15 protein-coding genes are annotated in these 19,069 nt (G+C 48.7%); all 15 read left to right on the forward strand.

The annotated features are described in order from the left end of the window. Nucleotide 1: 1 nt before the first annotated feature. The 15 genes from AB1I67_RS06925 (at nt 2) to AB1I67_RS06995 (ending at nt 19,065) form a co-directional block, all read left to right on the forward strand. Nucleotides 2-670: a response regulator gene (locus tag AB1I67_RS06925; RefSeq protein ID WP_367029075.1), complete on the forward strand. Its 669-nt coding sequence runs from the start codon at nt 2-4 to the stop codon at nt 668-670. Between the two features lie 288 nt (nt 671-958). Beyond that, nucleotides 959-1,858 carry an Rpn family recombination-promoting nuclease/putative transposase gene (locus tag AB1I67_RS06930; protein ID WP_367029076.1) on the forward strand — a complete coding sequence of 300 codons (900 nt, stop codon included), beginning with the start codon at nt 959-961 and terminating at the stop codon, nt 1,856-1,858. A 43-nt stretch (nt 1,859-1,901) separates the two neighbouring features. Next, nucleotides 1,902-2,939, forward strand: coding sequence for a DUF3810 domain-containing protein (locus tag AB1I67_RS06935; RefSeq protein WP_367029077.1), 1,038 nt, complete (start codon nt 1,902-1,904; stop codon nt 2,937-2,939). 273 nt (nt 2,940-3,212) lie between these two features. Continuing rightward, on the forward strand, nt 3,213-3,605 hold the full coding sequence (locus tag AB1I67_RS06940; RefSeq protein WP_367029078.1) for a BlaI/MecI/CopY family transcriptional regulator: 393 nt from the start codon (nt 3,213-3,215) through the stop codon (nt 3,603-3,605). Then, nucleotides 3,598-5,631 carry a M56 family metallopeptidase gene (locus AB1I67_RS06945; protein WP_367029079.1) on the forward strand — a complete coding sequence of 678 codons (2,034 nt, stop codon included), beginning with the start codon at nt 3,598-3,600 and terminating at the stop codon, nt 5,629-5,631. Before AB1I67_RS06940 ends, AB1I67_RS06945 begins: the two co-directional genes overlap by 8 nt. A gap of 180 nt (nt 5,632-5,811) precedes the next feature. Beyond that, nucleotides 5,812-8,766: a 1,4-alpha-glucan branching protein GlgB gene (gene glgB, locus AB1I67_RS06950; RefSeq protein WP_367029080.1), complete on the forward strand. Its 2,955-nt coding sequence runs from the start codon at nt 5,812-5,814 to the stop codon at nt 8,764-8,766. A gap of 200 nt (nt 8,767-8,966) precedes the next feature. Next, nucleotides 8,967-10,436 carry a histidine kinase gene (locus tag AB1I67_RS06955; protein ID WP_367029081.1) on the forward strand — a complete coding sequence of 490 codons (1,470 nt, stop codon included), beginning with the start codon at nt 8,967-8,969 and terminating at the stop codon, nt 10,434-10,436. After that, nucleotides 10,433-10,591, forward strand: coding sequence for a hypothetical protein (locus AB1I67_RS06960; RefSeq protein ID WP_367029082.1), 159 nt, complete (start codon nt 10,433-10,435; stop codon nt 10,589-10,591). The genes AB1I67_RS06955 and AB1I67_RS06960 overlap by 4 nt, the downstream gene beginning before the upstream one ends. Nucleotides 10,592-10,605: 14 nt before the next feature. Next, a complete protein-coding gene (locus AB1I67_RS06965) occupies nt 10,606-11,964 on the forward strand; it encodes a helix-turn-helix domain-containing protein (RefSeq protein WP_367029083.1) in 1,359 nt (452 codons plus the stop codon). Nucleotides 11,965-12,075: 111 nt separating this feature from the next. Continuing rightward, nucleotides 12,076-13,200, forward strand: a complete 1,125-nt coding sequence (locus AB1I67_RS06970) for a TRAP transporter substrate-binding protein (RefSeq protein WP_367029084.1) — start codon at nt 12,076-12,078, stop codon at nt 13,198-13,200. Nucleotides 13,201-13,317: 117 nt separating this feature from the next. Then, nucleotides 13,318-13,794 carry a TRAP transporter small permease subunit gene (locus tag AB1I67_RS06975; protein WP_367029085.1) on the forward strand — a complete coding sequence of 159 codons (477 nt, stop codon included), beginning with the start codon at nt 13,318-13,320 and terminating at the stop codon, nt 13,792-13,794. Beyond that, nucleotides 13,787-15,076, forward strand: a complete 1,290-nt coding sequence (locus AB1I67_RS06980; RefSeq protein WP_367029086.1) for a TRAP transporter large permease — start codon at nt 13,787-13,789, stop codon at nt 15,074-15,076. Before AB1I67_RS06975 ends, AB1I67_RS06980 begins: the two co-directional genes overlap by 8 nt. 46 nt (nt 15,077-15,122) lie before the next feature. Then, complete coding sequence (locus tag AB1I67_RS06985) at nt 15,123-16,463, forward strand: arylsulfatase (protein WP_367029087.1); 1,341 nt, start codon at nt 15,123-15,125, stop codon at nt 16,461-16,463. Between the two features lie 63 nt (nt 16,464-16,526). Next, nucleotides 16,527-17,969: a sulfatase-like hydrolase/transferase gene (locus AB1I67_RS06990; protein ID WP_367029088.1), complete on the forward strand. Its 1,443-nt coding sequence runs from the start codon at nt 16,527-16,529 to the stop codon at nt 17,967-17,969. 22 nt (nt 17,970-17,991) lie between these two features. Beyond that, nucleotides 17,992-19,065, forward strand: coding sequence for a class I mannose-6-phosphate isomerase (locus AB1I67_RS06995; RefSeq protein ID WP_367029089.1), 1,074 nt, complete (start codon nt 17,992-17,994; stop codon nt 19,063-19,065). Nucleotides 19,066-19,069: the final 4 nt, after the last annotated feature.

Genomic DNA, 19,069 nt, shown 5'->3' on the forward strand with positions numbered 1-19,069 from the left:
GATGATACGTGTATTGATTGTTGAGGACGACCCGATGGTAGCGCAGATAAACAGTGATTATATCCGGCGGGTCCCTCATTTTCAGGTGGCGGGTATTGTGCAAAACGGTAAGGAGGCGATCGCTTATCTGGAGAAAGATCACACGATCAATCTGATCATTTTGGATATCTATATGCCAAAGATGACCGGGATCGAGGCGTTGGAGGAGCTGCGCAGATGCAGCCATGATGTGGATGTGATCTTTGTGACGGCGGCAAAGGAGAAAAAGATGATCCAGCGCGGCCTGCAATTGGGGGCGGTGGATTATCTGATCAAACCGTTTACCTTTGACCGGATCCGGCTTGCGCTGGAAAAATACCGGCAGCGGTACGCCCTGTTCCAGAAGGGCAGTGACGTAAGCCAGGAACAATTGGATGCCTTGTTTAAAGTGTCGGCAGACTCGGCGCTTCCCAAAGGGATCCATGCCATAACCCTGGAGAGGATCAAAGATGCTGTGCAGGATGCAGAAGGAGAACAGCTTGACTTGCACGGGATGGCGGATACACTGTCCCTGTCCCTTGTCACGCTGCGCTTCTATCTGGATTATCTGGTCAGCATGGGGGAACTGCTTAAGCAGACCAGATACGGTTCCGTAGGGCGTCCTACCTATGTATATATTAAAAAAGCATAGTGGTACAGAACACTTGAGCTTTCGCAGAAGATGATTTTTGGCTGCGAAAACTCAAGTGTTTTGCATATTGACAGTCCAATATGTTTGTGATAATCTGGGTATACGATTCTCGCAGCAATTCTTGCAGCGAAAGTCACAGGGGATAATTCTTCCCGTTTTCCGAATGCGGATAAAAGAGAAATGATGGGCGGTGGTGTTTTATGATTGTCTCGATGTAAATGCGTAACGAAAGAGATAATATTCTTGCGGTAGATTCAAAAGTTATATATAATAAAAAGGAGAACATGTATGGATAATACAAATGCACCGATTATGAAACCATTGTCAGAATTAACTCTGTTGGACCGCTTTTTATTTGCCTGTGCGATGGAGGATAGAGGGATCATGCAGCTTATCCTTCAGATGATCCTGCAGAAGGATATCAAGCTTCTGGATCAGGCACAGACAGAAAAGGAACTGCGCACGGCGCCATGGCTCCGGTCCATCCGTTTGGATGTGATTACCATGGACGAGGCAGGCTTTTATAACACGGAAGTTCAAAAAAGGAATACGGGCAATCTGCGCCGGAGAAGCAGGTTTTACCAGGCGCTGATCGACAGTTCGCTGCTGCCCCCAGGTGAGATCGATTTTAATTGTATGCCGGAGGCAACTCTGATCACCATTGCACCGTTCGACCTCTTTGGGGAAGGAAAGTATTGCTACACGTTCCAGATGAGATGTGATGAATCAAGACAGCTTTCTTTAGATGACGGGGCGCGCCGGATTTTTTTGAACACAAGGGGGACCAACCCGGAAGATGTGGGAGAAGAGCTTGTTGAGCTTTTGCAATATTTTGAAAAGACGACAGCGGAGGTTGCTGTCCAATGTAAGAGCGAACGTGTGAGAGAACTTCATGAGCAGGTCTGCAGAATTAAGTCCAGCGAGGAGATTGGAGTGAGATATATGCAGGAATGGGAAGAGAAAGCATACTGGAAGGCAGAAGCCAGAGCAGAAGGCCGCGAGGAAGGTCGTGCAGAAGGCCGCGAGGAGGGCAAGGCTGAAGCTCTGGAGCAGGGGATCAGGGCATTGATAGAAACCTGTGGAGAGTTGGGGCTTACGCGCAATGACACCTTATCGAAGGTAATGACAAAGTTTTCTTTGGAGGAAGATGCTGCGGAGGCATATTTTGTGAAATACTGGAAAGATTAAGCGGTGATTAGTCTGCGCTGGTAGGAAAGGAAGTCAGCTTGCTATGGTAAACAGAGACAGACAGTTTGCCGCAGCCGGAGGCGTGCTGCTGGCTGCGGCGCTGGCACTTCAGCTTTGCGCCCGCCAGGTTAACGGATTTGCGACCTGGTACGCGCATCATATCTATCCGGCGCTGGTGGGGACAATAGGGCGTTTTTATGGGATTTTTCCATTCTCAGTGGTGGAAATATTCCTATATGCATTGATTGTGGGGACGGTTGTGTATTTTGCCAGGAATATCCGGCAGCCGAAGAAGCTTGCCAGCCGGACCGTGCTTTTGGTGGGCTGCCTGCTTTTTCTCTATACTGCAAACTGCGGGGTCAATTATTATGCGGCTGCATTTTCAGACTATGCGGGGATTGAGGCGGGCGCTTATACAAAGGAGGAACTGACGGAGCTCTGTACATTTCTTGTTGAAAAAGTGAATGAGAATGTGACGGAGGCCCATTACAGGGAGAACCGAAGGGAATGGAAACAGGCGGGGCTGGCAGCCATGGCACAGGCCGCAGAGGAATTTCCGTGTCTGTCAGGTTTTTATCCGCAGCCAAAGGAGGTGGCGTGCTCTTATATCCTGTCGGTACAGCAGCTTTGTGGTATCTATGTGCCGTTTACGATTGAAGCGAATTTTAATGGAGATATGCCGGACTATAATATTCCGCATACAATCTGTCATGAACTTTCTCATTTGAAGGGATTTATGCGGGAGGATGAAGCAAACTTTATCGGTTATCTGGCATGTATTGCTTCGGATGACCAGGCGTTCCGCTACAGCGGTTATCTGACTGGCTGGGTTTATGCGGGGAATGCGCTGGCCGGAGTGGACCCGGAAGCTTACCGCGAACTCCGTGGGAAGTTAGATGCCCGGGCAGAGACGGATCTACAGGCCAATAATGCTTTCTGGAACCGTTATGAGGGGCGCGTTGCGGAAGCTGCGAACCAGTGGAATGATACTTACCTGAAGATGAACGACCAGGCTGACGGAGTCCGCAGCTATGGACGGATGGTGGATCTGATGCTGGCGTACAGGAAAATGGGACACTAGGTTTACATAAGTTTAAAAAGCTTTGTTACGGCGGCACATAAAAGGCAGCTGCAGCAAAGCTTTTTTGATTCACAGGAAACGTATAGCCCGCGAATTTGCTAAATGAACCAATGAGAAGAATTGATGCAGACATCCTTAGATTATATGGGTTGACATATGTCTACCAATCTGATAATCTAAAACTAGAAAGAGGTAGACACTTGTAGAACTAAAATCACGTCTATATAATGAACTGCCTGTGGTACAGCAGATCACAGAAGGAGGATGGAAACCATGGGAAATAAAGTCAAAGTCAGATTGTCAGACAGCGAGTGGAAGCTGATGAACATCCTGTGGGAGCGGAATCCATGTACGATCATGGAGCTGACTCATCGGATGGAGGAAGACACCGGCTGGAGCAAGAACACGGTCATCACCATGTTAAACCGGCTGGAGGCCAAACGTGCAGTACGGCATGAAAATGGGGAAAGGGCAAAGCTGTTTTATCCTGCCATATTGCGGGAGGACGCCGTCCTGCAGGAGACGAGAGGGTTCCTGGAACGTGTTTATGAAGGAAGCTTAAGCCTTATGGTGGATGCGATGGCATCCTCAAAGTCACTGTCAAGGAAAGATATCGAAGAACTGTATGAAATCCTGAAAAAAGCAGAGGAGGGAGCGGATGATTGAGATTATGATATCCTCTTCAGTACTGATTGTGGCGGTCAGCCTGCTCTCTTTCTTGCTGCGGGGACGGATCAGTCCTCATCTAAGATATGGCATGTGGGGACTGGTGGCGATCAGATTGACAGTGCCGTGGATTTACCCTCTTCAGATGCTTTTCGCAGCGTGGAAGAGCCGGTTCAGCGTGATGAATGCGGCAGAGGCTGTGCGCGGGCAGGTGATAGCGGGAACCGTACTGGAACCATTGGCGGACAATGTGGTATCCGGGCGTGTGTATCAGTTTGGGCCAGAAGAATTATCTGGAGACTTTGCGGCAAATGCCATACAGAAAGCGGCGGGTATTGACTGGCAGCTTTGGATCATGGTGATCTGGGTCTTGGGCAGTATGATCCTTTTCGGATATATGTTTTGGGTTAACCTGCGGTTCCAGAAGAAGCTGCGGAGTGTGAGAAAACCCTACCAGGGGAAAATACCTGTATTTGTTAACCGGCCGGTTTATGTGGCGGAGGGATTGTTTTCGCCCTGTTTTGTCGGCAACAGACATGAAGAAGCCATTTATCTTCCGGCATTTATTGCGGAAGACGAGGAAAAGACGAGGCACGCTCTTGCACATGAAATGGGGCATGTGCTGCATTCGGACAAGCTGTGGGGGATGGTTCGCTGCGGACTTTTGTGCTTCTACTGGCTGAATCCGTTTGTGTGGCTGGCGGCTGTGCTGTCGCGCCGGGATTGTGAAATATCCTGCGACGAGGCTGCGGTCGGTCTGCTGGGGGAAGCGGAGCGTTTTGCTTATGGGAAGACTTTGGTGGATCTGATCGCAGCGCGGGACCAGGGGCAGGGGCTGTTTTCGATCGCCACTACGATGGCAGCCGGAAAAGCAACTGTCAGGGAGCGCATACAGCTCCTTGTGAAGCATCCCAAAACAACAGGGATGATGTGTATCCTGGTGGCTGCTGTAACAGCGGTGCTGGTGGCATGTACATTTTCCGGAGGTTCAGAACATAGCCTGGCCCCGGAGGAGCCTGCCGCTGTGAAGATCAGGGGATTCGGAGACGGGGATGAGCTTGTTTTATTAAGTGAGTCCCGGTACGGCAATTATTATGAACTGATATTACAGCGCAGGGATGAAGTTACCGGGGAGGCCCTGCCAGTAAATATATCTCTCAGGAATGAGGCGGAAGGCGGGGAAATTCGTGTGACAGCTTATGCTGATGAAGCAGGGACGATACGCTCAGAAGGGATGGACATGGGATTTGGTTATTCTGCCAATGCATCGGATGGATATGCATTCCGGGTGAGTTTCTGGAATATGCAGGGCGCGCCTTTTTACCGGATTGAGCTGGCGGAGGGAGAAAGGAGTGTGGCGTATCAATATGCGGCGAAGGATGAAAATCCGGTGGAGATAAGTGCATTTCGGGAGTTGCTTCCCGGTCAGCACGATACGGGGGCAGTCATCGAAAAGATCCAGGTGTATTCCAATGCAGTGTGGATCCTGATGAGTGGAAAAAATGCAGAGGAGGCACAGCAGTTTTATAACCAGAACTTTGTCGGCCTCCGGTTGGAAGGGGAGTCCACAGGTCAGCCGCTGCACCTGCCGTTTTTTGGAAGCCAGGACGGCAGGGCTATAAACCTGCTGTATCAGTTTGAACCGGGGACATTTCCGGATATTGCCATAAAAGAGGTGGTAACGGGAAAGGACAATGCAGGGGGCTGGAGCGTGACGGAGCTGGACAGCTGGCAGTTCGGGAAAACGGTAAGGGCTTTTTCAGAAGCCTGTCTGAGCGGGGATATGGATACTGCGCGCAGCTATAGTGCCATGCAGGAAGCAGAGCTGGAAAATCTTATGCAGACAGCGCCTGGGAAAGGCGTACAGCTGACTTATACCAGGGATGAAAAGGAGCCGGAGCAAAAGGCATTTGCCTCCTGTGGGTTCCTGGCGGAGGGGGAGACGGACAGCTTTACTTATCTCAGCATGGAGGTGGAACAAATCGGTGGAGTATGGAAAGTGACATCTGCCGGCTATGAAAAATAAAAGTGAGATCCTGCTGCGAGGAAATGATGTTGTTTGTCCACTTAAAATTCCAAGTTTCTTTTCTCAAAAGGTAGAAAACTATAAGAAAATCAGGTATAATAAAAGTCAGAATAAAATGCCGGAAATTGAGAAAAGTCTGGAATTTTGTCGAATATCATATACAAACAAGGGGGATTTCCTATGGATAAGGTATTATATGACTTAATGGACTGGGCAGGCATCGAGGAGATCGTTTATTCCGAATCAGCCAACCCTGAGCAGCTTCTTGGCCCGCATCTGGTGAAGGAGGGCCTGCTGATCCAGGCATTTATCCCAACAGCGGTGAGCATTTCTGTGAAGCTGGCCAATGGGAGGAAATATCCCATGGAACAGCAGGATGATGACGGGTTCTATGCAGTTTTAGTGCCGCGCAAGAGTATGGCGGAGTACACGCTGTTAGTGACCTATGACACCGGGATCACCGAGGAGATCCATGATCCCTACGCGTACGCATCGCTGTACAGCGAAACGGATTTAAAGAAGTTTGAAGCCGGTATTTATTATGATGTGTACCGGAAGATGGGAGCGCATCCCATGAGGCTGTCCGGCGTATCCGGCGTGTATTTTTCAGTGTGGGCGCCGTGCGCCATGCGCGTCAGCGTTGTGGGCAATTTTAACCTGTGGGACGGCAGACGCCATCAGATGAAGCGGCAGGGGGATTCCGGTATATTTGAACTGTTTATCCCGGGTCTGGAAGTTGGTGAGATTTACAAATACGAGATAAAGAACCAGAGGGGAGAGCCGATGCTAAAGGCCGATCCCTACGGGAATTTTGCAGAGCTGCGCCCGAATAACGCGTCGGTAGTTTGGGACATCGGCGGGTTTGGCTGGAATGACGGTGCGTGGATGGAAGGACGGGAGAAGGCCAATACAAAGCTTCAGCCGATGTCCATCTACGAGCTGCATCTTGGTTCCTGGATGCGCAAGCCTATTGAAAAGGACGAAGCCGGTGAGGAGATCATTGGCTCTGAGTTCTATAACTACAGAGAGATTGCCCCGAAGCTGGCGGATTATGTGAAGGATATGGGATATACCCATGTGGAGTTGATGCCGGTGATGGAGCATCCGCTGGACGCTTCCTGGGGATATCAGGTGACTGGGTATTATGCGCCTACCAGCAGATATGGTACGCCGGATGATTTCATGTATTTTATGAACTATATGCATGAACAGGGGATCGGCGTGATCCTGGACTGGGTACCGGCCCACTTCCCCCGTGATGCATATGGCCTGGCGTGCTTTGACGGGACCTGTGTATATGAGCACAAGGATCCTCGTCAGGGCTCACATCCGCATTGGGGAACGCTGATCTACAATTATGGGCGTCCGCAGGTGACAAATTTCCTGATCTCCAACGCGCTCTTCTGGGCGGAGCAGTATCATGCGGACGGAATCCGGATGGATGCGGTGGCTTCCATGCTGTACCTGGATTACGGCAAGAACGATGGCGAGTGGGTTGCCAATATTTACGGCGGGCATGAGAATCTGGAAGCTGTGGAGTTTTTAAAGCATTTGAATTCTGTATTTAAAAAGCGGGTAAAGGGAGCGGTTCTGATCGCGGAGGAATCTACGGCCTGGCCGCAGATCACCAGCAGTGTAAAAGAAGGCGGGCTTGGTTTTGACTACAAGTGGAACATGGGCTGGATGAACGATTTTACCGGATATATGCAGTATGACCCCTATTTCCGCAGCCACCATTATGGGGAGCTGACCTTTAGCATGCTTTATGCATATAGCGAGGACTTTGTGCTGGTATTCTCCCATGACGAGGTGGTGCACGGCAAGGCCTCCATGCTGTGCAAGATGCCGGGTGAGACCTATGAGGCCAAGTCGGACAACCTGCGGGCTGCCTATGCATTTATGTATGCCCACCCAGGCAAGAAGCTGTTGTTTATGGGACAGGAGTTTGCGCAGGTATCCGAGTGGAACGAGAATGAGGAGCTGCCATGGAATATCCTGGAGTATCCGGTACACAAAAACATGCAGGAGTATGTAAAAGCGCTTAATACGTTCTACCGGTCACATCCGGCCCTGTATGAGCGGGATTTCCAGCCGGAGGGTTTTGAGTGGATCAACTGTACTTCGGGCAACGAAAATATCCTTGTGTTCCTGAGAAAAACAGACAGACCGGAAGAGACGCTTTTGTTTGTTTGTAACTTTGCTCCTGTTGTGCATGAGAAATATCAGGTAGGTGTACCGTTCTATGGCAAATACAAAGAAGTATTTAACAGTGATGCGTCTGCGTACGGCGGCAGCGGAAAAGGCAATCCGCGTGCCAAGACCAGCAAACAGGAAGAGTGGGACGGGCGGGACAATTCGCTTGTGATCGACGTACCGCCGATGTCCGTGACGGCGTTTACCTGTACACCGATGCCGGAACCGAAAAAGAAGGCTGTGAAAGCGCCAGCGAAGAAGGCGGCAGCAAAGGCGCCTGCAAAAGAGGCTGTAAAAACGGCAGCCAAAACTTCTGTAAAGGAAGCTGTAAAAACAGCGGAAAAAGCGCCGTCTGGGGAGGCTATAAAAAAGGTGGCGAAGACACCTGCAAAGGAAGCTGCAAAAACGATAGAAAAGGCATCTGAGAAGAAGGCTGCAAAATCGGTAGAAAAGACACCTGCAAAAGAAGCTGTAGAAACGACGACAAAGGCACCTGCGAAGGAAGCTGTAGAAACAGCGGAAAAAACTCCAGCGAAGGAAGCTGTAAAAACGGCGGAAAAAACTCCAGCCAAGGAAGCTGTAAAAACGGCGGAAAAAACTCCAGCGAAGGAAGCTGTAAAAACGGCGGAAAAAACTCCAGCCAAGGAAGCAGTAGAAACAGCGGAAAAAACTCCAGCGGAGGAAACTGCAAAAACAGCGGCAAAGGCACCTGCAAAGGAGGCTGTAAAAACGGCAGCAAAAGCACCTGTGACGGAGGCTGTAAAAACGGCAGCAAAAGCTCTAGCAAAGGAAGCTGTAAAAACTTTGGTAAAAGCGCCGTCTGAGGCTGCGGCGAACAAGGCGGCAGCGAACAAACCGGCGAAAGAAGCTGTGGAGAAGGCTGCAGGAAAAACTACAAAAAGGCCCGGTGGAAAAACAGCACCTGGAAAAAATAAGAAGTAGGATATAGAGAAAAGAGCATAGCTTTTAAATCGGTTAAAGAGGAGTTCCAATTTGTGGGACTCCTTTTTCGTATGCGTCTGTTTAACATGATGCAGGATAGAATCCCATTTTTTGGAATGTTCTATTTTATTTGAAAAATACCCCAGATAAGTTATAATGAAATGCGAAAGGGTACCATAATTGGGAGTAGGTGGCTTGGTATGGGATATAAAAAAGGACAATATTCATTGAAACGGGATCTTTTAAAGACTTATGTGGTGGTAATTCTAATTTCTATTGCGGTATACTGCGGTCTTTCTATCAGCAGAAATAACATCAGTGATCAAATGGAGGCTATTACAGATAATAATTTAAAAATAAGCAGGCTTTCACTTTTGATTCCGGAGAGACAGAATCAGGTTCAACCCTATTTGTATCCGGAGAGTGAAGAAAAAGCGGACATGTACCGTTTAAATAATGAGATTGGGGAAATTCTCACAGATATTAGTAAGATGTGTGAGAATCCAACCGATGATTATCTTGCGTATTCCCGGATATTAAGCCAGGTGAATGGCCATTATCTGGAATGCCTGGAGGAGTACCAGAAGGAGGAGATAAGTTCGCAGATGCATTATTACAGTGGAACTTACCTTCGCACTATTTCGGATGAATTGAAAAAATATACCAGCTTGTTGATGGCAGAATATTTAAATTATAGTTATGCTGCATTTAATCACAGCATGGAACAGTATAAGGTTCTGGAGTTGAGAATCAACCTGGTGATGGTTTGTGTAGTATTCGCCAGCCTGATCTATATGGCGGTGGTCAGTCAGCGTATATGGAAGTTTTTGAATTCGGTTTCCGACTACACGGGTCATTTATCCCGGCATGAATGGGATGCTGCGGATATGGATGCAGGGCGGTACCGGGAGTTTAACATGGTGATAAAAGCGCTGAATTTCATGAAAAGCGAAATCAATAATTATATTATCGAAATGAGAAATAAGAACCAGATTGAACTTCAGCTCCAGGAAGAACAGCTGAGGAATGAAAAAAACCGCAGTATGCTGAAAGAGGCAGGACTAAAAATGCTTCAGATGCAGATTAACCCCCATTTTTTGTTTAATACATTGAATTTGATTATGAGGACTGTACAGATGAAAGAAAATCAGACAGCGGTGGAGCTGATCCAGTCAACTGCCCGGATTCTAAGGAGCAGTATTTCTATAAAATCGCCACTTATACCTTTGCAGGATGAACTGGATAATCTGGAGGCATATTTATATATCCAAAGGCTGAGATACCAGGACAGGATTGATTTTGTGACATGCTATCAGATCGACTGTGCAGATACGCTTATGGCGCCTCCGATTATCCTGCAGCCGCTGGTGGAAAATTCCATTCTTCATGGCTTGAAAGACAGAAGAGATGGAGGAACTGTCCGGATATCTGTATCAGAAAAGGAGACATGTGTAGAAATATATGTGTCGGATAATGGAAGTGGATTTGATCAGGAGCTGCTGGAGAAATTGGAGCAGGGAGATACAGACAGAATCGGGCTTATGAATGTGAAAAAGAGGCTTCAGCTGCAGTTTTCCAGACCAGATGTCTTTCTGATATCCAGTGTAAAGGGGCAGGGGGCAGATATCAGAATAAGAATACCAAAGCATAGAGAGGAGCAGGTACTGTGATCAAGGTTTTGATAGCGGAAGATGAGGCAATTGAAAGAAAATACTTAACGCATCTGATCGGAGGCTTGGAAGCACAGGATATTTTTGTAACAGCATCCTGTGCTGACGGTGAGGAAGCAGTGCTGGAGGCAGAAGCTGCCGGCCTGATATTTTGATCCTGGATATTGAAATGCCTAAACTGAATGGGCTTGAGGCAGCGAAGCAGATCCGGAGCCGGTTACCTGATGTGCGGATACTGATCCTGACGGCTTTCAGTGAATTCGAGTATGCAAAAATGGCAATCCGTATTGGTGTAGATGATTATTTTGTGAAGCCTGGGAGTGATGAACAGCTTATAGAAAAGGTGTCTGCGCTGGCAGAACAGGTAAAGAAAGAGAAAGAGGAGCAGGAGCACCTGCTTTTTGTGAAGGCGCAGTTAAGCCAATATGATAAAGTGCTCATAGAAGAATTGATGACATCTGTGATATTTTCAAGGAAGGATGCAGCTGAATATTTCATCGATTATATTGGCCTGCAGAGAATTACCATGAAAAGCTACTTTTGCTGTATCGTTTGTCAGGAGCCGGAAGCTGACATAACCGAGGACATGGTTTCCGATATTGGAGAGATATTTCGGGAAGGAGGCTGCCGTTATGCGGGAACCGGGCAGAGGAATGAATGGACATTTTTGGTGTACTCAGAAAAGCTTATCCGGCGGCAGCATTTCCGCGATCAGATCCTTCACAGATTCTTGAATATTTCCGATGGGTTCTGCCGATGTGAGGTCAGCGAGGTTTATGAGGATGCGGGAATGGTGCTGGAGGCATACCGGCAGGCGAAGGACAAAATAGAGGCAGGAAAGGCACAAAGGCATGAAAAGGAACCGCTCCGCGCGATTCTGTACCGGTATGAGACCGTCTGGATGGATGCCGCTCTGTCAGGCAAAGTACTGGACTGCCGGAAAGAGGCGGTGATATTTAGCCAGGAATTCCAATTCCAGAAGGATGGGCTGGAAAATGGAAAAAGCAGCGTGTACTTTTTGTATATGCTGCTTACAAGGGATGTCATGCAGTTTTTTAACCGCGAGTTAAAATTTGAGCGGATACAGGATTTTCGCGAGCGGGTACAGGTGATCAGGAATTTTAATATGCTGCAGCAGGTGACTTCAGAACTTCTCGAGGAAATACTGAGGACTGTGCGGGAGCAGAAGGCAAGGAAAGAAGACAAGCTGGTTCTTATGGTAGCTGATTATTTGAAGGCTCATTTTCGCGAGGAGTTATCGCTTAACGGGGTGGCGGAGCACTTTCGGATGAGTCCATATCATTTGAGCAAGATGTTTCCTAAAACGATGGGAGCCAGTTTCGTGGAATATCTGACGAACCTTAGGGTGGAATGTGCGAAAACGATGTTGATGACCGGGACATATTCCATCACAGATGTTGCATTTTCTGTCGGTTATCAGGACAGTGGGTATTTTAGTAAGGTATTTAAAAAGATGACCGGGCTTAGTCCGAGAGAATTTTCAGAAAGCGTGTCAAGAAAAAAGTAGATAACAAAATATTGCCGGAATAAACAAAATATTACAAGAATTTGGGACAGATCCTCTCTATAATAAAAACAGAATCAGTCTTAACAATTTCTTAGCAGGAGGGTCGGAAATATGAAAAAAAGCAGGTTTGCAGCATGGATGCTTTCTCTGGCGGTTGTAGGGGCCGTATTGTCAGGATGTTCTGGAAAAAATGGAGGAAGCACAGAGCAGAAAACGCCTGATACAACGGCGGGGACGGCAGCGCAGGAGAGCGGCAATAAGGAAACGGATAAAACGGAGGCAGCGGCATCTGAAGCAAAGGAAAAGGGCAGCGGTCAGAAGATCGTCCTCCGGTTCGCAGATCAGCCCAGTGAAAATGATGAAATGATTGTGGCGATCAAGAAGATGGCTGAACTGGTGCAGGAAAGGACGAATGGGGAAGTAGAGATCCAGGTTTATCCCGGTGGTCAGCTGGGGAGCAACAATGATGTGATGCAGGGCGTAAAAATGGGCGCCATTGATTTCGGAAGGATGCAGATGCCGTTCCTGGCGGACGCAGGCAATAACCCGGTGCTCCGGATAACCAGCCTGCCCTATCTTTTTAAAGATTATGAAACAGAGCTGGAAGTCCTGCAGGGGGAGATCGGTGATGAGCTGCTCCAGTCCATTACAGATTCTCAGGCCGGTGTGGTTGGACTGACGTATTTTGTCCCGACTTCCCGCAATGTTTTTACAGTCAGCAAGAAGGTGGCGACACTGGATGATTTAAAAGGGCTGAAGATCAGGGTACAGAATAATGAGCTTTACATAGATATGTTCAATGCCCTTGGAGCCAGCCCAACTCCCATCTCTACCAGTGAGGTTTACAGCGCACTGCAGACAGGCGTTGTGGATGGTGCAGAGAATCCGATCAAAGGCTATTACAATGATAAGTTTTATGAGGTTGCAAAATATTGTTCTCTAAGTCCCAATGATTCATCTGAGCCGTCCGTGATATTTGTTTCAAAACTGACCTGGGACAAGCTGTCTTCGGAGCAGCAGGATATTGTGAAACAGGCGGCGAGAGAGGCAACTGATTTCTTCCATGAGGAGACACGGAAGCGCATGGATGAATATATAGTTGAGCTGGAAAAGGCCGGTGTGGAATTTATAGAAATCCAGGATATCGAGAATTGGGAAAAGGCAGTGGAACCTCTTTACGAGAAATACGGCACGGAGTACATGGATTTGATTCAGAGAATCAGGGACTTTAAATAAGCATTTCGTGTGAAGACTGTGTAACAGGAAAAGAGCCAAATTACCATAAGGTGCAGGAATGAAAGCCTGTGGCAGCGCTTTTGGCTCTTTTTTTGTACCCTGAAAGGAGGCGTTTTCATGAGTTTTTTAAAGAAATTCTATAAATGTACGGAATTTATCTGCTGCCTTTGTCTGACGGTCATGGTGCTTTCTGTTACTGTGGCGGTTGTGGGCAGATACTTGTTTCACAAGACCCCGGCCTGGTCGGAGGAGCTTGCGCTTTTGGGTATGACATGGATCGGGATGCTCAGTTCTTCCCTGGCGGAGTTCAATGATACTCATATCCGGATCAGTACGATTGATATCCTTGAAAAATATGCCTGGTTCAGGACTGTCCGGCAGGTGATATATACGGCGGCAAAGATCATATTCTCCCTGGTGCTCCTATATTACGGGATACGCCTTACGCAAAGCAGCTGGATCAGTGTTATGGGCGGGATCAGGATATCTGTCGGCTGGAAGAATATAGCAGCCCCGCTTGCAGGAGGATGTCTGCTTACCGTACTGTTTGGTAAAATGATCTTTAAACGGACAGGAGGTGGGGAAAATGGGTGAACATGCAATTGCAGTTTTAATGATAAGTTTTGCCATTTTGATCATAATAGGTCTGAATATCGTGTATGCCATCGGGCTTTCTGCGATGGTTACGGCATTCATCATCGGGCTTCCGCTGGAAATGATCGTGCAGAGTATGATTACCCAGCTCAACAGCTTTTCGCTGCTGGCCGTGCCATTTTTCATCCTGGCGGGCAGTATCATGGGGGTTGGCGGGATCACGGACCGGCTGGTGCTCCTGGCTAAAAGCATTGTAGGCTGGATGCGGGGGGGTCTAGCTCATGTCAATGTGGTGGCGAGTATGTTTTTTGGCGGGATATCTGGCTCTGCGGCGGCGGATACGGCTTCCATCGGAGCGATCCTGATACCGATGATGGCCAAGGATGGTTATGATATGGACTTTTCTACTTCCATCACGATGGCGAGTTCTGTTCAGGGCCTTTTGATTCCGCCCAGCCATAATATGGTGATCTATGCGGTTGCCGCGGGCGGGGTATCGGTAGGCCAGCTTTTCATGGGAGGGATGATTCCTGGTATCCTTCTGGGTGTTGCGCTGATGATCTACTGCTATTTTGTATCGGTAAAAAGGAACTATCCCAAGGGGGAGCGTTTTTCCGTCAAAGAATTTACAGATGCGTTCCGCAAGGCGATCTGGGGGCTGGGGACGGTTCTGATCGTGGTAGTGGCAGTACTTACAGGGATTGTGACCCCTACAGAGTCCGCTGCCATTGCGTGCATCTATGCGTTGTTTGTTTCCACGGTGATTTATAAAGAAATGACATGGCAAAAGCTGAAATTCGTGTTTAAGGATACGATCCGCACCTTGTCAACGATCCTGATCATTGCGTGTTCCTCGGCAGCGTTTGGCTGGCTGGTGGCCTATTTACAGATCCCGAAGCTGATGCTGGATTCACTGTTAGTCATTTCAGAAAACAGGATCGTGCTTCTTCTGATCGTCAATCTGATGCTGCTCTTGATTGGGACGTTCATGAACATGGTACCGGCGATTCTGATTACGACACCGATCCTGCTCCCGGTGGTTACATCCATTGGGATTTCCCCGGTACAGTTTGGCGTGATCATGATCCTGAATCTTGGTATCGGCCTGATCACACCGCCTGTCGGCACGCTGCTTTATATCGGAAGCAGTTTGAGTGAACTGAGCGTAGGGCGGTTGAGCAGGGCTATGCTTCCGTTTTATGGAGTTATGATCACGGTCCTGATGATGCTGACTTATATCCCGCAGCTGTCTACCTGGCTTCCATCGGTGATGCTTCCGTAGCAGGGGTTTCGTATGGCAGATGTTGTGGGGGAAGTAGGAGGTTAAAATGGAGAAACCTAATATTATCTATATTTTGGCAGATGATATGGGCTATGGTGATGTGTCGGCGCTCAATGAACACTGTGGATTCCGGACGGAGCAGATCGATCAGCTGGCAGGGGAAGGGATGACATTTATAGATGCCCATGCTGCATCCGCAGTGTGTACGCCGTCGCGTTACAGTATCCTGACCGGCAGGTATCCCTGGCGTTCCATGCTGAAAAAGGATGTGCTTCAGGGTTATGATCCGCCGCTTATTGAACGGGGGAGAAGGACGGTTGCAGGTTTTTTAAAAGACCAGGGCTACCGGACTGCCTGTATTGGAAAATGGCATCTGGGGATTGAGTGGCCGCTTGATGATCCAGAGGACAGGACTTCAGTAGATTTCACAAAACCATTTCGGGAAGGACCGGTAGAGCGGGGATTCGAGTATTTTTTCGGCATCAGTGCGTCCTTAGACATGCCTCCGTATGTATATCTGGAAAATGACCATGTGACGGCGCAGCCGGACCGGGAAGAATCCAATTGGTGGGAGAAAGGGAACAGCTACAATAAGCAGATTTTTCGTCCGGGTCCGGTGGGCAGTGATTTCCGTCATGAAGAAGTTTTGGGCCGGATACTGGAAAAGACGATGGAAAAGCTGGGGGAGTGGAAGGAAGAACCATTTTTTATCTATATGCCTCTCACTGCCCCGCACACGCCGATACTTCCCACCGGAGAATGGGTTGGGAAATCGGGGACCACGGAATACGGGGATTTTGTACTGATGTGTGATGATGTGGTGGGAAAGATCAACTGCTGGCTGAAGGAGAGTGGCCTGGAGGAGAATACCATTTTGATATTCACCAGCGACAACGGCTGCTCGCCAAGAGCCGATTATCCTGAATTGGCCCAGTATTTCCATAATCCCAGCTATATATTCAGAGGGACAAAGTTTGATATTTATGAGGGTGGCCACAGGGTGCCGCTGGTGGTGAAGTGGAAGGGGCATGTTGCGGCTGGAAGTGTATGCCGCCGCATGACAGGGTTGATTGATTTTTATGCGACTGTGGCGGATATCCTGGGTGTTCCATTGGGGCGGAGGGAAGCCGAAGACAGCGAATCAGCATTTCCGTTCTGGCTTGGTGATCAAGAGGCGTCCAGGCATAGCTGCCTGGTTCTGCACTCGGTAAATGGTTCTCTGTCCATACGGGATGAGACATGGAAACTGATCCTGTGTCCTGATTCGGGAGGAAAAGCAGCCCGTTACCGGGAGATGTGCCTGCCCATTTTCCCTTACATCAGCTTTATCGTATGGATGAAGATGTGCGCGAACGGAAGAACCGGATACTGGAAGAACCTCAAATAGAGCAGAGACTGTGGGATATCCTGAAACGATATATGGAGGGAGGCCACAGTGCAGGAAGGATGGATGAATTTGGAGAGGAAACCTAATATTATATTTTTGTTGGAGGATCAACAGCAGGCCCAGGCCATTGAAGACGGTCATTTTTGTATCACGCCTAATATCCGGGAACTAAAACGGGACAGTATTGTATGCGGGCAGGCCCATACCTGCAATGCGATCTGTTCCCCGTCCCGGGCGTCCCTCATAACGGGGATGCTGCCCCATCGCCATGGAATGGTGGATTGCGCCCATGCGGTGCCTCCTTACAGGGCTGTTTTTGATAAGGATTTAGATACCCTTCCTCAGGCGTTGAAGGATAGTGGTTATCAGATGTCATATTACGGGAAATGGCATATAGAACGGAGCGGGGCGCTGGAGCGGTTCGGATTTGACGAGTATGAGACGGAGATGACGATACCGAAATTTCAACTCACGCCGGTTGACAAGGTTACGGTACATACCCCGGAATATTCAGATAAGATTATCTGCGGAGTTTTTGCTGAGGATTCCTCCAGTACGGAGGAGGCCTATATATACGGAAAGGCTATGGACTTTATAGAACGGAGCAGGGCAGGGGGAAAACCGTGGTGTACCTTTATATCTACCTACGCTCCGCATGACCCGTACAGTGTGCCGAAAGAGGTATTTGATCTGTATAAGGACGTGGAAATCCCGCTCCCGGAAAGCTTTGGGGACCGCATGAAAGACAAGCCGGCCATATACCGGAGGCTGCAGTCGGTATGGAAGGATTTGACGGAAGAAGAGGCTAAAATGATCATCCGCTGCTATTACAGTTACTGTACGCTGGTGGATATCCAAGTTGGCAGATTGACAGAGTATCTAAAACGGACAGGCCAGTATGACAATACGTTGATCGTATATCTGTCTGACCATGGAGATCTCATGGGAGCGCATGGCCTGTTCTGTAAAGGGGTGCCCGCTTTTGAAGAGATCTATCATATTCCCCTGTTTTTTAAAATGCCTCAGAACCGCTCTGCGGGAAGTTTTGTCAACAAGTATGTCAGCACCCAGGATATCGCACCGACAGTCCTGGAGATCGCAGGATGCCGCAGTCTGGATGGCGAGATCCACGGGGAATCTGTACTTCCCTGGCTTTTAGGGGAGGTTTCGTGCGGCAGGACTGCTTTTGCGGAATTTTTCGGACAGCGTTTCGCATATACTCAGAGGATATTCTGGAAAGGTCCGTACAAATATGTATTTAATACCTTTGATTATGATGAGTTTTACAATCTGGAGGAAGACCCGCATGAGCTGGTAAATGAGATTCACAATGAGCGGTATCAGGAAGTGGTCAGGGAGATGGCTCAGGGCATGTGGACTGAGATGAAACGAACCGGAGATGTAACCATGACGGATGCGGAGTATTATGTGCTGCGTTTTGCACCGGTGGGTCCGGGTGAGAAGGAGACCAGCGCTTCCTACAGTATCTATAATAAGGTGTTTTAAGGTTAGAAAGAAACGAGTTGATATGGCGAACCAGGAAGGCGGTGCGGGGCAGATGAAGGAGGCGGTCAATGGGACGCTCAATTGTACAATGAGCGGACCAGTCAAGGTGTATCCGGAGCGTGTGTGGAGGACTTATCTCGGTGGAAAGCTTTTGGATGGCAGGTTGGGAAAAACGGAGGCTGGGGATGGACATTATCCGGAGGAATGGATTTTGTCTTCTGTTGCGGCGGTTGGGCCGGATGGAGCGGAGGAAGGAATCTGTAAGGCAGACTGGGGTGGGGAGAAGATGCCGTTTACTGCGCTGTGTCCTAATATGGGGGTGCTGACCAAGGTCATTGACTCCGCGGAGCGTTTGACTATCCAGGTACATCCCGACAGAGATCGGGCAATGCGGTATTTTCATTCAGCCTATGGAAAGACGGAATGCTGGCATATTCTTGGAAAACGGCAGAAAGACGGCTGTATTTATCTTGGCTTCCGGCCCGGTATAACCAGAATGATCTGGGAAGAATGTTTCTGGCGGCAGGATATAGAACGGATGCTGGGCTGTCTCCATCGGATACCTGTTAAACCGGGAGAAACCTATCTAATACCAGGAGGGATGCCGCACGCGATCGGGGCGGGATGTCTTCTCCTGGAAATTCAGGAACCGACCGATTATACTTTGCGGACTGAGTGCGTTACACCATCCGGGGAGCGGATTGATGAAAAACTGATCCATCAGGGAATTGGCATTGAAAATATGTTTGAATGCTTTGATTATAATGGATTAACAGAAAAAGAATTGATGGAGCGCTGCAGGATTTCAAGGCGGCAGACGGAGCGTGCGGGGATTTCCTGGGTCTGTCTGGCGGGGAAACCGCAGGTGAGCTGTTTTTCCTTGCTTTACATTGAGGTTTTGGGGAACTGTACCATGAGAGGGGAGAAAAGCGCGTATGGTCTATATGTTTGGGAAGGGAGAGGAAAACTGATCAGTAAAAGCGAAGAATACCTGATGGAACCAGGAAGCCAGTTCCTGATTCCACCAGGGTGTGATGTGTTTTCACTGGTATCAGAGAAAACGGTCAGGCTTTTTCGCGTGGAGGGGCCAGAATAGAAGC

The organism is Clostridium sp. AN503 (genome assembly GCF_040719375.1).
Lineage (GTDB): Bacteria > Bacillota > Clostridia > Lachnospirales > Lachnospiraceae > Brotaphodocola.

Bases quoted from the DNA above. Each gene is read 5' to 3' on its own strand.
- AB1I67_RS06925 (WP_367029075.1), top strand. From the start codon at position 2: ATGATACGTGTATTGATTGTTGAGGACGACCCGATGGTAGCGCAGATA.
- AB1I67_RS06930 (WP_367029076.1), top strand. From the start codon at position 959: ATGGATAATACAAATGCACCGATTATGAAACCATTGTCAGAATTAACT.
- AB1I67_RS06935 (WP_367029077.1), top strand. From the start codon at position 1,902: ATGGTAAACAGAGACAGACAGTTTGCCGCAGCCGGAGGCGTGCTGCTG.
- AB1I67_RS06940 (WP_367029078.1), top strand. From the start codon at position 3,213: ATGGGAAATAAAGTCAAAGTCAGATTGTCAGACAGCGAGTGGAAGCTG.
- AB1I67_RS06945 (WP_367029079.1), top strand. From the start codon at position 3,598: ATGATTGAGATTATGATATCCTCTTCAGTACTGATTGTGGCGGTCAGC.
- glgB (WP_367029080.1), top strand. From the start codon at position 5,812: ATGGATAAGGTATTATATGACTTAATGGACTGGGCAGGCATCGAGGAG.
- AB1I67_RS06955 (WP_367029081.1), top strand. From the start codon at position 8,967: ATGGGATATAAAAAAGGACAATATTCATTGAAACGGGATCTTTTAAAG.
- AB1I67_RS06965 (WP_367029083.1), top strand. From the start codon at position 10,606: ATGCCTAAACTGAATGGGCTTGAGGCAGCGAAGCAGATCCGGAGCCGG.
- AB1I67_RS06970 (WP_367029084.1), top strand. From the start codon at position 12,076: ATGAAAAAAAGCAGGTTTGCAGCATGGATGCTTTCTCTGGCGGTTGTA.
- AB1I67_RS06975 (WP_367029085.1), top strand. From the start codon at position 13,318: ATGAGTTTTTTAAAGAAATTCTATAAATGTACGGAATTTATCTGCTGC.
- AB1I67_RS06980 (WP_367029086.1), top strand. From the start codon at position 13,787: ATGGGTGAACATGCAATTGCAGTTTTAATGATAAGTTTTGCCATTTTG.
- AB1I67_RS06985 (WP_367029087.1), top strand. From the start codon at position 15,123: ATGGAGAAACCTAATATTATCTATATTTTGGCAGATGATATGGGCTAT.
- AB1I67_RS06990 (WP_367029088.1), top strand. From the start codon at position 16,527: ATGAATTTGGAGAGGAAACCTAATATTATATTTTTGTTGGAGGATCAA.
- AB1I67_RS06995 (WP_367029089.1), top strand. From the start codon at position 17,992: ATGGCGAACCAGGAAGGCGGTGCGGGGCAGATGAAGGAGGCGGTCAAT.